This window comes from Sphingorhabdus sp., from assembly GCF_035329025.1.
Classification (GTDB): Bacteria; Pseudomonadota; Alphaproteobacteria; order Sphingomonadales; family Sphingomonadaceae; genus Sphingorhabdus_B.
This window is the reverse complement of record NZ_DAOLHN010000036.1, coordinates 19479-32523: the sequence shown is the minus strand read 5'-3', so window position 1 is coordinate 32523 and position 13045 is coordinate 19479. Positions and strand designations below refer to the sequence as shown.

Annotated in this window: 11 protein-coding genes, 1 tRNA gene and 1 pseudogene; 9 read left to right on the top strand and 4 right to left on the bottom strand. The window is 59.1% G+C overall.

All coding sequences use genetic code 11. From position 1 onward, the window contains the following. Window positions 1-220, top strand: a pseudogene (locus PKC81_RS10950) (chromosome segregation protein SMC); the annotation flags it as partial. Window positions 221-223: 3 nt separating this feature from the next. Here PKC81_RS10950 and PKC81_RS10945 read toward each other — a convergent pair. After that, window positions 224-1243, bottom strand: coding sequence for an aldo/keto reductase (locus PKC81_RS10945; RefSeq protein WP_324335993.1), 1020 nt, complete (start codon window positions 1241-1243; stop codon window positions 224-226). Between the two features lie 15 nt (window positions 1244-1258). Next, the gene (ubiA, locus tag PKC81_RS10940) at window positions 1259-2164 is read right to left on the bottom strand and encodes a 4-hydroxybenzoate octaprenyltransferase (RefSeq protein WP_324335991.1); all 906 of its coding nucleotides are present in this window, start codon (window positions 2162-2164) and stop codon (window positions 1259-1261) included. Between the two features lie 52 nt (window positions 2165-2216). Here ubiA and PKC81_RS10935 point away from each other — a divergent pair, with 52 nt between their 5' ends. Then, window positions 2217-2969 carry a 16S rRNA (uracil(1498)-N(3))-methyltransferase gene (locus tag PKC81_RS10935; protein WP_324335995.1) on the top strand — a complete coding sequence of 251 codons (753 nt, stop codon included), beginning with the start codon at window positions 2217-2219 and terminating at the stop codon, window positions 2967-2969. A gap of 35 nt (window positions 2970-3004) precedes the next feature. Here the strand turns inward: PKC81_RS10935 and PKC81_RS10930 are convergent, their stop codons facing one another. Both PKC81_RS10930 and PKC81_RS10925 read right to left on the bottom strand, forming a co-directional pair. Next, on the bottom strand, window positions 3005-3331 hold the full coding sequence (locus tag PKC81_RS10930) for a hypothetical protein (RefSeq protein WP_324335988.1): 327 nt from the start codon (window positions 3329-3331) through the stop codon (window positions 3005-3007). A 162-nt stretch (window positions 3332-3493) separates the two neighbouring features. Continuing rightward, window positions 3494-3709 carry a hypothetical protein gene (locus PKC81_RS10925; RefSeq protein ID WP_324335986.1) on the bottom strand — a complete coding sequence of 72 codons (216 nt, stop codon included), beginning with the start codon at window positions 3707-3709 and terminating at the stop codon, window positions 3494-3496. Here PKC81_RS10925 and PKC81_RS10920 point away from each other — a divergent pair. The 7 genes from PKC81_RS10920 (at window position 3708) to PKC81_RS10890 (ending at window position 13037) form a co-directional block, all read left to right on the top strand. Beyond that, the gene (locus PKC81_RS10920) at window positions 3708-5636 is read left to right on the top strand and encodes a GEVED domain-containing protein (RefSeq protein ID WP_324335984.1); all 1929 of its coding nucleotides are present in this window, start codon (window positions 3708-3710) and stop codon (window positions 5634-5636) included. The genes PKC81_RS10925 and PKC81_RS10920 overlap by 2 nt on opposite strands. Window positions 5637-5701: 65 nt before the next feature. Then, window positions 5702-6673: a proprotein convertase P-domain-containing protein gene (locus PKC81_RS10915; RefSeq protein WP_324335982.1), complete on the top strand. Its 972-nt coding sequence runs from the start codon at window positions 5702-5704 to the stop codon at window positions 6671-6673. A gap of 69 nt (window positions 6674-6742) precedes the next feature. Beyond that, complete coding sequence (locus PKC81_RS10910) at window positions 6743-8116, top strand: glutamate--cysteine ligase (RefSeq protein WP_324335980.1); 1374 nt, start codon at window positions 6743-6745, stop codon at window positions 8114-8116. Between the two features lie 176 nt (window positions 8117-8292). After that, window positions 8293-10515, top strand: a complete 2223-nt coding sequence (locus PKC81_RS10905) for a TonB-dependent receptor (protein WP_324335978.1) — start codon at window positions 8293-8295, stop codon at window positions 10513-10515. A gap of 138 nt (window positions 10516-10653) precedes the next feature. Continuing rightward, window positions 10654-10729: transfer RNA gene (locus PKC81_RS10900), tRNA-Trp, on the top strand. An 85-nt stretch (window positions 10730-10814) separates the two neighbouring features. Next, on the top strand, window positions 10815-12170 hold the full coding sequence (locus tag PKC81_RS10895) for an MFS transporter (protein ID WP_324335976.1): 1356 nt from the start codon (window positions 10815-10817) through the stop codon (window positions 12168-12170). Between the two features lie 9 nt (window positions 12171-12179). Beyond that, window positions 12180-13037, top strand: a complete 858-nt coding sequence (locus tag PKC81_RS10890; RefSeq protein WP_324335974.1) for a phytanoyl-CoA dioxygenase family protein — start codon at window positions 12180-12182, stop codon at window positions 13035-13037. Window positions 13038-13045 lie beyond the last annotated feature (8 nt).

The window sequence follows — 13045 nt, the reverse complement described above, 5'->3', positions numbered from 1 at the left end:
AGTCGATGCGCCGCTCGACGATGCCAATATCGAACGCTTCTGCGACCTGCTCGACGCGATGACGCGCGAAACCGACACCCGCTACCTGATCGTCACCCACAACGCCGTGACCATGAGCCGCATGCACCGCCTGTTTGGCGTGACGATGGTCGAACAGGGCGTATCCCGCCTTGTCAGCGTTGATTTGGGCGGTGCAGAGCAGTTGCTGGCGGCAGAGTAACCCCTACCCCATTGGGTAGAGGATTTCCTTGGTCACCTTGTGGATGGCCTTCATCACATCGTCGGAAAGTACGAGTTCGCTGGCGGCGAAGATTTCGGCGCATTGCTCGACTGTGCTCACCCCGACGATGGTCGAGGCGACGAAATCATGTTGTTTTGACCAGGCGGTCGCTAGCGTCACCGGTGACATGCCTGCTTCCTTGGCAATTTCCAAAATGCGTGCGGTCGATTCAAGCGCTCGCGGCCCGGCGAAACGCCGCGCCATTACCGCCTGCCGCGAATCGAGCATATCCATATAGCGGGTAAAGCGTGCGCCTTCAGGCCGTCCACCATCCTGATATTTGCCTGAAAGCACGCCGCCTGCGAGCGGTGAATAAGGAATCAGGCTGACGCCTTCCTCGCGGCACACCTGTGCCAGTTCATCCTCGAACCGGCGGTTGTTGATCGAGAAATTGTTCTGTATCGTCTGGTAACGGGCAACGCCAAGGCGCTCCGACGCCTGGATCGACTTCATCAACCCCCAGCTCGTCTCGTTCGAACAGCCAATGATCCGCACCTTGCCCGCGCGGATCAGCTCGTCGAGCACTTCCATCGTTTCCTCATAGGGCGTGCCATGGTCGGGCCAGTGCGTCTGGTAGAGATCGATATAGTCGGTCTGCAGCCGGCGCAGGCTGTCTTCGACCGCAACGGTAATCTGGCGACGGTCGAGTGCGGTCATCCCGCCGCGCTTGGGCGATTTGAACCAGACATGGCTGGGGCCCGAAACCTTGGTGGCGATGATGATGGCGTCGCGGTTTTTGCCCTTCAGCCAGCGGCCGACAATCTCTTCCGTCCGTCCGACCCATTTGACATCGGGCGGCACCGGATAGCCTTCGGCGGTATCGAAGAAATTGATCCCCGCATCGAGGCTCATATCGAGCACGCGGTGTGCGACCGCCTCATCCGCCTGCGACCCGAAGGTCATCGTTCCCATGCAGATGTCGGAAACGACAATCGCACTCTTCCCTAGCCGCCGGTTGCCCATAAACCCTCCTCCGTTTTAGCCTGAAGCGCCCACGACAAGGCAGGCGAGCGCAACCAGCAGCCCTGTTACCTTGTTCGACCGGAAATGGCCGAGCGCATTGCTCCCATCCTTTTTGAGCGAAGCAATTTGATATGCCAAGTGGAAAGCGGCAGGGGCGAGCGCGACCAGCGCCTGACCTTGTGGCCGCACACTCCAGATCGCCATGCTCCAGCCCGCCAGCGCGAGCAAATAGCACACGGCAACCCCGCTGCGGATATGCTCCCCCATGCGCAGCGCGGTCGAGCGTATGCCGACCAGCGCGTCATCCTCGCGGTCCTGCATCGCATAGATCGTGTCATAGCCGACCACCCAGAAAATCGTGCCGCCATAGAGCCAAAGCATCGCGGCATCGGCCACGCCCGTCACCGCCACCCATCCGACCGGCACGCCCCAGCTGAAAACCAGCCCAAGCCACAATTGCGGCCACCATGTGATGCGCTTCATGAAAGGATAGGCGGCGACCAGTGCTAGGCTGCACAGCGCAACGAAGATGGCCTCAATCCGCAACTGCACCAGCACCAGAAAGCCGATGCCGCACAGCAGCAGCAGCCAGCCCCACGCCGCCTTCAGGCTGACCGCCCCGCTTGCCAGCGGCCTGCTCGCCGTGCGCGCCACTTTGGCGTCCAGATCGCGGTCAACAATGTCATTGTACACACACCCCGCCCCGCGCATCGCAATCGCGCCGAGCAGCATCCAGAGGATCAATGGCCAGTGGCTGAACGCCCCGCCCGCCAGCGTCAGTCCATAAACACAGGGCCAGAAAAGCAACCACCAGCCAATCGGGCGATCGAACCGAGCGAGCAGGGCGAATGGCCTGACGCTTTCCGGCAACAGGCGGACAAGGCCTTGAATTTCTGTGTCTGGGGGAGCGGTTGTGGGCATCGAATCTGACATAACGCCTTGCCCACCGCTTGTCGAAGGCTATGCTTGGGCGATGGTTCAAACCCCCGCCTGGCCCCCGCATTCAACCCCCCGCCTGTTTGTTGATGAGGCACTTTCAGAGGGTCGCGAGTTGCGCATCGAAGGCGGGCAGGCGCATTATCTGCTGCACGTCATGCGGCTGAAGGAAGGTGCGCCGGTCAAGCTGTTCGACGACAGAACGGGCGAGTATCTAGCGACCGTTGCCGCAACCGGAAAACGCGACCTTGCGCTCACCATCGAAGCGAAACTGCGGGAGCGTGAAGCAGCGCCGGATCTTTGGCTCTGCCAGGCGTTAATCAAGAAAGATCGGTTAGACTGGATCGCCGAGAAAAGCTGCGAATTGGGGATCGCCCGGTTCGTGCCGGTGCGGACGCAGCGCTGCGTTGCCGACAAGTTGAAGGAAGGAAGGCTACGCAGCCAGATGATCGAGGCCGCCGAGCAATGCGAACGCACCGCGCTTCCCGAAATCGCAGATTTGTCCAAATTGGATGTACTTCTGCGCGATTGGCCAGCGGACCGGTCTTTACTGTTTTGCGATGAACGCGGCGGCAATCCGCTAGCCGATATTTTGCAGCGGGGCGGTCATACCAAGTCAGCCATCCTGATCGGCCCGGAGGGCGGGTTCAGCGATGAAGAGAATGCCGCAATCCGCGCGCATCCGCAGGCAATGCCCGTGTCGCTTGGGCCCAATATCCTGCGCGCCGATACCGCTGCTGTTGCAGCTATTGCCATCTGGATGGCGCTGAATCCTGCCAATCAAGGTTAACCGGAGGCAGTAGCATAGTCCGATTTGGCGAGATTTTACATCTCGAAACCCGCAGAATCGCGACATTGTTTATCATTAATAAAGCAATTCAAGGCAATTGCCGACGCTGTGAATCGTACGAAACACCCTTCTTGCGCCAAGTTCAGCTTGGACAGCATGGCAGCCTCCCGGTTTTGGGTGTGGCTTTCTGTCATGCTCGCTTTGTGCATCCTGGCCACAATGGCGAGCGCCAACCAGACACCTTCGAGCAGCAGTGGCACTGGGCCGGTGACCAAGACATACCCCGGAACAACGACCATGCAGGTATCGTTGTCTGGCGCAAATTCGGTAATCTTCGATGATTCTATTGCACTCAACGGCATCGGCGGAGTTACGTCCGCACAACTTTCCCCCGCAATTTCGGCAACGACCGACGCTATAGAAATAGATGTCAGCCCGGCAGGTTGCTCAACGGCCACGCTTCGATGCGCCAACCGCGGTTCGATGACGCTAACGTTCAGCCATCCCGTGAAAGACCCGATAATTCACATATCCGGTTTGGGCGCAAATCGTTCGAGCACAACTTTTTTCCACTCATCACTCGTCATGACGAGCTGGACGGCAAGTGCCAAACCAACCTTTGCCGTCACCAACAGCAACGGAAATCTCTCGATTAGCGGAGACGAAATTCGCTCCACCACGATCAACGGACAACCTTCGTGCACAACCACCAACAAAGCCGGCTGCGGCAGCGTTCGCATGAACGGAACGATCACGTCGGTTACTTTCCAGATCGACATGCTGATGGGCGGCTCTGGAACGGCGACCAATGTCGACGGCTGGAACTTCACCGTTTCGCTCGACGAAGATTTTGGCGATGCACCCGCAAGTTTTGATACGACCGCTGCCGCCAGCCATATCGTTGGCGGTTATTATATGGGCGCTGGCGTTACCGTTGAAAATGCTGGGGTTACGAACCTTTCCGGCACGCCGATCACGCCCAGCCCGATCGCCAACGCTACGGCATCGTCCGATGGAAATGACGACGGCGCAACCTTTGGTACGCTGGTGCGCGGATTGGCGTCTACTATTGATGTGGCGGTTACCGGCAGCGGAGGCAGGCTTCAGGGCTGGATTGACTGGGCAGGTGACGGCAGTTTCGCAACTGCGGGTGACCAGATTGCAACCAATGCGGTCGACGGCGGCGCAGGGGACACCGATGGTCTTGTAAACGGCGTTATCCGCCTGTCGGTCACGCCGCCTGCCGGCACCACACAGGTGACGCGATTTGCGCGATTCCGCTGGTCGCCAACCGCTGGCGTTGGTCGGACCGGTCGCGCAACAGTGGGCGAAGTCGAAGACTATCAAGTGACCATTTATCCGCAGCACGCAGATCTGTCGCTGGGCAAAACAGTCAGCAACGGCACTCCGACAAACGGCAGCTCGATCAGCTACACGCTGACGGCCACCAGCGCGGCAAGCCCGGCATCCACGGCAACGGCCAACGGCATCACCGTGCAGGACACGCTGCCAACCGGGTTCAGCTTCATCAGTGCGACAGGCACGGGAACCTATAACAGCGGCACCGGCGTTTGGAGCGTCGGCAGTCTGGCGCCTGGTGCAAGCGCCTCTATCACGATTACCGGAACCGTTACGGCGACGGCCGGCACTGTCACCAACGTCGCGCAGATTACTGCCAGTTCGCTGACTGACCCGGATTCGACGCCCAATAATGGTGTGACGACCGAAGATGATTATGCTTCGGTGCCCTTCACCGTAGCAACGGCAATGGCAGCCCCAATCTGCCCGGTGGGTACAACACAACAGATTATTTCCAACGGAACTTTCGCCTCCGGAACCGGCCCAAGCTGGACCAACTGGACCGCATCGGCGATCTGGACGGGTGCGGGCGTTGCCTCCGTAAACAGCGACACAACGTCAGGCACTTTGACCCAATCGGGACTGAGTGGGCTCAATTTTGGTCCCGGCCCTAGTGGCGGCGCTGTTATCCAATTAAGCCAATGGTGGCGCAATGGCGCTCCTGCCGCTGGCTCAACCAGCGCACAACTGACCATATCGGTCGCAGGCACGCCCTATGCGCGGATCACCACAGACGCGAGCGGCGGAACATCGGCCAGCGTTACTTATCTGAACGGGGCGTCGGGGAATCTAAGCACTATTACCGAGTTCACCTATACCGGCTGGCGGATCAATCTGCCGACGACAGTCAGCGCTACCGGAGCTCTCACCTTCACCCATGCGCCGGGCGGCGGCACTTCGGACGACTTTGAAGTCGACAATGTGACATTGTACACATGCCAACCTGGCGAACTGACGGTCACCAAGGTCAGCAGCGTGCTGAGCGACGGAATCAGCGGAAGCAACCCGAAAGCGCTGCCGGGCGCGATTGTCCGCTACTGCATTCTGGTAAGCAATACGGGCCCCGTTCCGGCAAGCAATGTCACCGCTGCCGACAATCTGCCCGCTGATGTGAGTTATGTTGCGGGTAGCATGGCGTCTGGTTCTAGCTGTGCGACGGCAACCACCCCGGAAGATGACGACAATAGCGGCGCCGACGAAACTGATCCTTTTGGCATGTCTATAAGCGGAACGACCCTGGCCGGTTCAACACCGACACTCGCGGTCGGTGCCAGTTTCGCTATGGTTTTCCATACTGTTGTCAACTAGAACCTTCGTTTTAGGTGTAAACGAAAAGTAGCGCTCCGTTAACCTTGCTGCGTTATATGCGAGGCATGTCCAGCCGTCGGCACCCGCCAGCCCGGCCTGGTTCGCCAGATGCCGCCAAGGCCCCGGAACGCAATGCGGTCCGGCGATGCTGGAGTGTTTTCATCTGGTTGATCGCTCTCTGCGCCTTCCCGCAGACCGCCTATGCCCAGCTGCAATATACAAATTCGACCGACGGCGCAGTGAACGAAACCGCAACGCCTTGCACCAATCCGTTGGTTCGTAACTTCACAGTCAGCGACATTTACACCGTCGCCGATGTCAATATCGGCGTCCTGATGGCGCATACCTATCGCGGCGACCTGCAATTCTATCTGCAATCGCCGGCGGGGACGCGGGTACAGCTGATCAACAATATCGGCGGCACACGCAACAATGTGAATGTCTTGTTCGATGATGCAGCCGCCACCCCCATTTCCAATCATACAGCGAACAATGATAACGCTACTGCGGCCACAGTTGTTCCGCCCTATCAGAGGACCTTCCGCCCGTTTCAGGCGCTGTCGGCATTCAATGGCCAGGAAGCTGCGGGTACGTGGCGGCTCGAAATCTGCGATAGCCTGAACGCGGACTCAGGCACGTTCTTCCAGTCGGATCTGTTCCTGACGGGCGCCCCGGCGAGCATCGGCGTAACCAAGATCAGCTCGGTCGTCTCCGACGGGATCAGTGGATCGAACCCGAAAGCGATACCGGGCGCGACGGTGCGTTATTGCATCACCATTTCCAATGCTGGCCCCGGAACCGCCGCCAATATTTCAGCGACGGACGCAATCCCTGCAAACTTGACCTATGTCGCCGGATCGATGTTGTCAGGATCAAGCTGCGGCACTGCAGCAACTGCAGAGGATGACAATGCGAGCGGTGCCGATGAAACCGACCCGATTGGCGCGTCTTTTTCGGCAGGAACCGTAACCGTCAGCCGGGCTGCGCTGTTGAACGCTTCAAGTTTTGCGCTGGTTTTCAACGCAACGGTAAACTAGCCGCCGGACCCCGTCCGGCCAGCGTCGAAAATGCTGGCAAAGCCTTGTTGCCGCTCGTAAAGCCTCGCCATGAGCACAAAAACAGTTTCGAATCGCAACGATCCTGTGATCGAAACCCGCGACCAGTTGATTGCCGCTATGTCCAAGGGCGAAAAGCCCAAGGAACGTTGGCGCATTGGCACCGAGCATGAGAAATTCGTCTATTGCACCGGCGATCATCATGCGCCTTCCTATGACGAGCCCGGTGGCATTCGTGACCTGTTGATGGCACTGACCGAATTTGGCTGGGAACCGGTCTATGAGGGCGGCAATGTCATCGCGCTCAAAGGTGCCGACGGCGCGGTCAGCCTCGAACCGGCTGGCCAGCTCGAACTGTCCGGCGCACCGCTCGAAAACCTGCACCAGACCTGCGCCGAAACCGGGCGCCACCTGCAACAGGTGAAAGCCATCGGCGACAAGACCGGCAAGGCTTTTCTGGGCCTTGGCCTGTGGCCAGACAAGACCCGGGCCGAACTGCCGATCATGCCCAAAGGGCGCTATGAAATCATGCTGCGCCATATGCCGCGCGTCGGCTCAATGGGCCTCGACATGATGCTGCGCACCTGCACCATTCAGGTCAATCTCGATTATTCGAGCGAAGCCGACATGGCGCACAAGTTCCGAACCTCGCTGGCGCTGCAGCCGCTGGCGACCGCGTTGTTCGCCAATTCGCCTTTCCTTGAGGGCAAGCCCAACGGCTTTCTCTCCTATCGCAGCCATATCTGGTCGGATACCGATCCGGCGCGCACCGGCATGCTGCCCTTCGTGTTCGAAGACGGCTTTGGCTATGAACGCTATGCCGACTATATGCTCGATGTGCCGATGTACTTCGTCTATCGCGACGGCAAATATATCGATGCCTCAGGCCTCAATTTCCGGGATTTCCTGAAGGGCGAGCTTTCGGTACTGCCCGGCGAAAAGCCGACGGTTTCCGACTGGGAAGACCATATGTCGACCGCTTTCCCCGAAGTGCGCCTCAAAAGCTTCCTCGAAATGCGGGGTGCCGATGGTGGGCCGTGGAGCAAGATTTGTGCGCTACCCGCCTTCTGGGTCGGCCTGCTCTACGACCAGTCGGCGCTTGATGCGGCATGGGATGAGGTCAAACATTGGACGATGGAGGAACGCGAGTTGCTCCGCTCTTCAGTCCCCAAAATGGGTCTCGATGCACCGATTGGCGGCGGCGGAAAGTTGCGCGACATTGCAGGACGCATCGTCGAGATTGCGTCGGCAGGCCTCACCGCACGCAACCGCCTCAACAGCGGCGGCGATAATGAAAGCGGCTTCCTCGATCCGCTGCGTGAGGTCGTAGCCAGCGGCAAGACACCCGCCGAGGTGCTGCTTGACAAATATCATGGCGAATGGGGTGGCAACATTTCCCGCGTTTACGGTGAAATGAGCTTCTAGACAGGCGTTTTCCTACTGTAACATGGATGCAACATAGCGCCGGGAATCTGCCGCAAAAGCGGCGGATTTCCTTGACCTTGCGGCATTTGGTTCTAATGGCACGGCCCAGTTGTAACAGGGACCGAAACACCCTCCTCTTTCATCTCTCATCTGCAATATCAGGGAGCAGCTGCATCATGCGCACCTTTGCATCGTCTTTCGTGGCCATTGCCATCGCCACCACCAGTTTCGCCACCCCCGCTTTCGCGCAGACCGAAGCCGCCGCCGATGAAGGCCTTGGCGAAATCGTCGTCACCGCCCAGCGCCGCGAGGAAAACCTGCAGGACGTACCGCTTTCAGTCGACGTTGTTTCGGGCGACAAGCTCGCTGCAATCAATTCGGGCGGTGGCGATATCCGCGCCTTTGCCGGTCGCGTTCCCAGCCTGAACATCGAAAGCTCGTTCGGCCGTACGTTCCCGCGGTTCTACATCCGCGGCCTTGGTAACACCGATTTCGATCTCAACGCCTCGCAGCCGGTCAGCCTCGTTTACGACGATGTTGTCCTTGAAAATCCGATCCTTAAAGGCTTCCCCGTATTCGACGTAGCGCGCGTCGAAGTCCTCCGTGGGCCGCAAGGTACGCTTTTCGGCCGCAACACCCCTGCCGGTATCGTGAAGTTTGAAAGCGTCCGTCCCGATGCGGAAGGTGCCAATTACGCCAAGGGCAGCTTTGGCCGCTTCAACTCGCTTTCGCTCGAATCGGGCATTGGCGGTCAACTGAGCGAGCAGGTTTCAGCCCGCGTTTCAGCCATGTATCAGCGCCGCAGCGACTGGGTCGACAATATCTCGACCCCTGCCAATAACGACCTCGAAGGTTATAAGGACTTTGCGATCCGCGGCCAGATCCAGTTCGAACCCACCGAAACCACCAGCCTGCGCGTCAAGGGCCAGTATCGCGATTTCGACGGCACTGCGCGCGTTTTCCATGCGAATATGTTCGTTCCCGGCAGCAACGACCTGCGCGGCCTTGCCAGTGCGACTGCCGATTTTGATCGTGGCGAAGTGCAGACCGACGGCCTGAACTTCCAGCGTATGAAGCTGTACGAAGTTGCCAGCACCTTTGAATGGGATCTTGGCCCAGCAACGCTGACCTCGGTCACGTCCTGGTGGAGCGGCAAATATACCAGCCGCGGCGATATCGACGGCGGCACCCCCGCTGGCCCGGGCTTCATTCCGTTCAGCGCCAACTCGCAGGATGATGTTCCTGATCTCGATCAGCTCACCCAGGAAGTTCGCCTTGCATCGAACAATGATGAAGGTCTGACCTGGCAAGCCGGCGTCTTCTATTTCCATGAAGACCTCGCCATTGCTTCGTACAATTATGACACGCCCACGGGCACCGTCCCTAGCGTGACCGCACTGCAGCAGCAGACATCCGAGGCATGGGGCGTATTCGGCAGCCTGACCTATCCGTTCTCCGACCAGTTCTCGATCACCGCAGGCGCGCGCTACAACAATGACAAGCGCCGTCTTGATGTTGGTCGTGGCGGTTTCTTCGGTGCCATCGGCAACGGCCTTGCCCGCGTCAAGGATGACAATCTGACCTGGGATCTGAGCGCAACCTATGAAGCGAGCGATGACATCAATCTCTATGCCCGCGTCGCCAAGGGCTATCGCGCGCCGTCGATCCAGGGTCGCGCGCTGTTCGTCTTCACCACGGTGCAGGACGCCATCAGCACGGCGGATTCGGAAACGATCCTGTCGTTCGAAGGCGGCGTGAAGGCCAATCTGGGTGGCCGTTCGCGCTTCAACCTGTCGGTCTTCAAATATGATCTCAACAATGCACAGCTGACTGCCGTTGGCGGCGCCAGCAACGCGGCCAAGCTGATCAATGCCGACAATGTCGCTGGCTATGGCTTCGAAGCCGAATTCGAAACCCGCCCCGTCGACAATCTGGTGCTGACCGCTGGCCTCAGCTACAACCGCGCCAAGATTGACGATCCCAATGCCTTCATCACCGGCTGCGGTGGCGGCTGCACCGTCACCGATCCGGTGCGTGCAGGCAGCCCGGGCATCTATTCGATCGACGGCAACCAGTTGCCTCAGGCCCCGAAATGGTCGGCCAACTGGACTGCGGGTTATGGCGTTCCGATGGGCAATGGCGAGCTTTATGCCTTCACCGACTGGGCCTATCGTTCAAAGGTCAACTTCTTCCTCTACACCTCGGAAGAGTTTAACGACGATCATATGCTCGAAGGCGGTCTGCGCGTCGGCTACCGTACAGATGCGCTGGATATCGCAGCATTTGTCCGCAACATCACCAACGATGTTTCGGCCGTGGGAGGCATCGATTTCAACAACCTGACCGGTTTCGTCAACGAACCGCGCATCTGGGGCCTGGAACTCGGCTACAAATTCTGAGCCCAATATGATTTCGAAAGGGCAGGCTTGCTACCGCAGACCTGCCCTTTTGCATTCCGGCGCATTGTGCCCGCATCTGATGATTGCATCTGGCGCGGAATCGCTTTAAGGGCGCTGGTCTTCGCTTCGGCGGAGCGCAGGAGTTTAGCTCAGTTGGTAGAGCATCGGTCTCCAAAACCGAGGGTCGTGGGTTCGAGTCCCCCAACTCCTGCCATTTCTTCCTTGGCACTATTTTTCGCTTGAACCGGCGCGCAAGCCTATTCACACAGCTGTAAACAACGCTGTGGGAGGAGAATGGCGTGCAAGACGGCAGCGGCTTGACCACCGACAGCAGCAGCGCGGATATCAGCCGCAAGACCGCCATCTATTATTCCGCCAGCGTCGGCCCGATTGCCATCATGGGACTGCCGCTGTCCATCTATCTGCCGCCCTATATCAGCGAAGGCGGCGTTGTGGCGGTGGCGCTGGTTGGGTTGATGTTTTCAATCAGCACCTTGTGGGATGGCGTGGTCGATCCGCTGATCGGGACAATGATTGACCGCAAATCAAAGGGTGATGCCCCGCACCGCCGTTGGATGGCGATGGCTGCCCTGCCGCTCCTATTTCTCCTTGCGCTTCTGGTAACGGTTGGCGACCGGCTCGATTTCCGGGCGCTACTGCCGCTGCTTCTGCTCTATTATTCCTGCTACAGCCTGTTCGACGTCGCGCATCTGGCTTGGGGTTCGGCGCTGTCTGACGGTCGATCAGAGGTCAGCGCACGGCTGTTTGGCGCGCGCGAATATATTGCGAAGCTCGTATTGGTCATTGCCTTCGCCGCGCCTGCGCTAGCCCAATATCTGCTGCCTGATATCAGCCTGCAGGGACGCATCATTGCCTATGTCAGCCTCGTTGTCATAGCGATGCCAATTGCATTGATCGCGAACCAAAAGGTGCCTTCGCGGCCTGTTCTAGTCGAACCCGGTTTTGGTTGGCGCAAGGAACTCAAACTGTCGCTGCAATCGCCGTCGCTGCTGCTGATCCTGGCCGTGCACTTTCTCAACGCCTTCGCCTTTGGCGCGATGGCATCGACCTATATCTTCTTCGCCGAAGCCTATCTGCGGCTCGATCAATATGGCTCGCTGCTGTTGTTCCTCACCTTTGTCGGCGGCGCAATTACGACGCCGTTGTGGGTCTATGCAGCCCGCAAACTCGGCAAGCCCAAGGGGATGATATTGATGTGCGCGACGCTAGTCGCGTTGCTGATCGGCGGGATGCAGTTGCCGCTTGCGGGTCAGTTGCGGCCATCTGCAGTTTTCACGATAGTTATAGGTGGCGCTTTCATGGGGCTGATCTTCATTTTCGGGATGATTGCGGATTATGCCCCCGTCGATGCGCAGATTTGCGGGCGTGACCGCACGGCATTCATCTTCGCCACCGGCAATCTTATGCAGAAATTGGGGAATGCCTCCGCACTTGCGCTTTCCTATTGGCTGCTCGGCTATTTCGGTTTTGATCCCGCCCGCCCGCATGAACATGGAGAGGTCGTCCGCAACATTTGGGCGGGCCTGCCGATTGCCGCCTGGGGTATAGCGGCCTTGGTCGCGTTGTTCCTTGTCCGCCAGCCTTGGGCGCAAGTGCGTCAGTTGCCGCTTCCCCATACGCCCGCGAAAGTTTAGTTTGCGGTCATGGAGAGAGGGAATTGCCAAGAGTCGGTAGCCGATCCAGCACGCTTTGCGGCGTTGCGTGCGCAATATGACCGCGACGGCTATCTGATATTTCCGTCGGTGCTTGACGCTGATAAGGTTGCTGCCCTGCGGGCAGAGCTTGCTCCGTATCTCGACCAGAACATTGCTGGCCGCAATGATTTCGAAGGGCTGAAAACCAACCGCGTCTATGCGATGCTCGCTAAATCCCCGCTCTTTGCCGAACTTGCCATCCATCCACTGGTGCTGGCCTTCGCCGAGGCAGAGCTGGGCCGCGAATGCCTGCTTTCCGCCTGCCTCGCGATCAACATCCATCCGGGCGAGACCGTGCAGCCCTGGCATTATGACGACAGCCATTTCCGCCTGCCGCGCCCGCGTGCGTCACTGGGCCTCAGCGCCTTCTGGACGATTGACGAGACCACGGAGGAAAATGGCGCGACCGAAATTCTTCCGGGCAGCCACCTCTGGCCCGAACAGCAGATAGAAGGCGGCAACACCTTCTCGACATTCAAAGATCGAACCGAAAAGAGCCAGGATGACGATCCCGGCGCGCGGCCTGATGCCGTCAAAGCCGTGATGCCATCGGGCTCGCTGATGATCGCAAAGGGCACGCTGTGGCATCGTGGCGGCGCGAACCGGTCGAGCCAGCCGCGCCTCATCATCACGCCACAATATTGCCCGGGCTGGACGCGCACGCTTGAAAATATGAGCCTTGCCGTTCCGCCGGAAATTGCCGCGACCCTGCCTGAACGCGCGCGCGAACTGATCGGCTACTCGATCCACCCGCCCTTCATGGGCTATGTCGACGGCATGCACCCCGCACGGCGATTGCCTCACTGAGCGCGGTG

What these genes read in the sequence shown, in the direction of transcription:
- PKC81_RS10945 (WP_324335993.1), bottom strand. Translation starts at nt 1,243, where the DNA reads ATGGGCAACCGGCGGCTAGGGAAGAGTGCGATTGTCGTTTCCGACATC.
- ubiA (WP_324335991.1), bottom strand. Translation starts at nt 2,164, where the DNA reads ATGCCCACAACCGCTCCCCCAGACACAGAAATTCAAGGCCTTGTCCGC.
- PKC81_RS10935 (WP_324335995.1), top strand. Translation starts at nt 2,217, where the DNA reads ATGGTTCAAACCCCCGCCTGGCCCCCGCATTCAACCCCCCGCCTGTTT.
- PKC81_RS10930 (WP_324335988.1), bottom strand. Translation starts at nt 3,331, where the DNA reads ATGCCGTTGAGTGCAATAGAATCATCGAAGATTACCGAATTTGCGCCA.
- PKC81_RS10920 (WP_324335984.1), top strand. Translation starts at nt 3,708, where the DNA reads ATGAACGGAACGATCACGTCGGTTACTTTCCAGATCGACATGCTGATG.
- PKC81_RS10925 (WP_324335986.1), bottom strand. Translation starts at nt 3,709, where the DNA reads ATGCGAACGCTGCCGCAGCCGGCTTTGTTGGTGGTTGTGCACGAAGGT.
- PKC81_RS10915 (WP_324335982.1), top strand. Translation starts at nt 5,702, where the DNA reads ATGTCCAGCCGTCGGCACCCGCCAGCCCGGCCTGGTTCGCCAGATGCC.
- PKC81_RS10910 (WP_324335980.1), top strand. Translation starts at nt 6,743, where the DNA reads ATGAGCACAAAAACAGTTTCGAATCGCAACGATCCTGTGATCGAAACC.
- PKC81_RS10905 (WP_324335978.1), top strand. Translation starts at nt 8,293, where the DNA reads ATGCGCACCTTTGCATCGTCTTTCGTGGCCATTGCCATCGCCACCACC.
- PKC81_RS10890 (WP_324335974.1), top strand. Translation starts at nt 12,180, where the DNA reads ATGGAGAGAGGGAATTGCCAAGAGTCGGTAGCCGATCCAGCACGCTTT.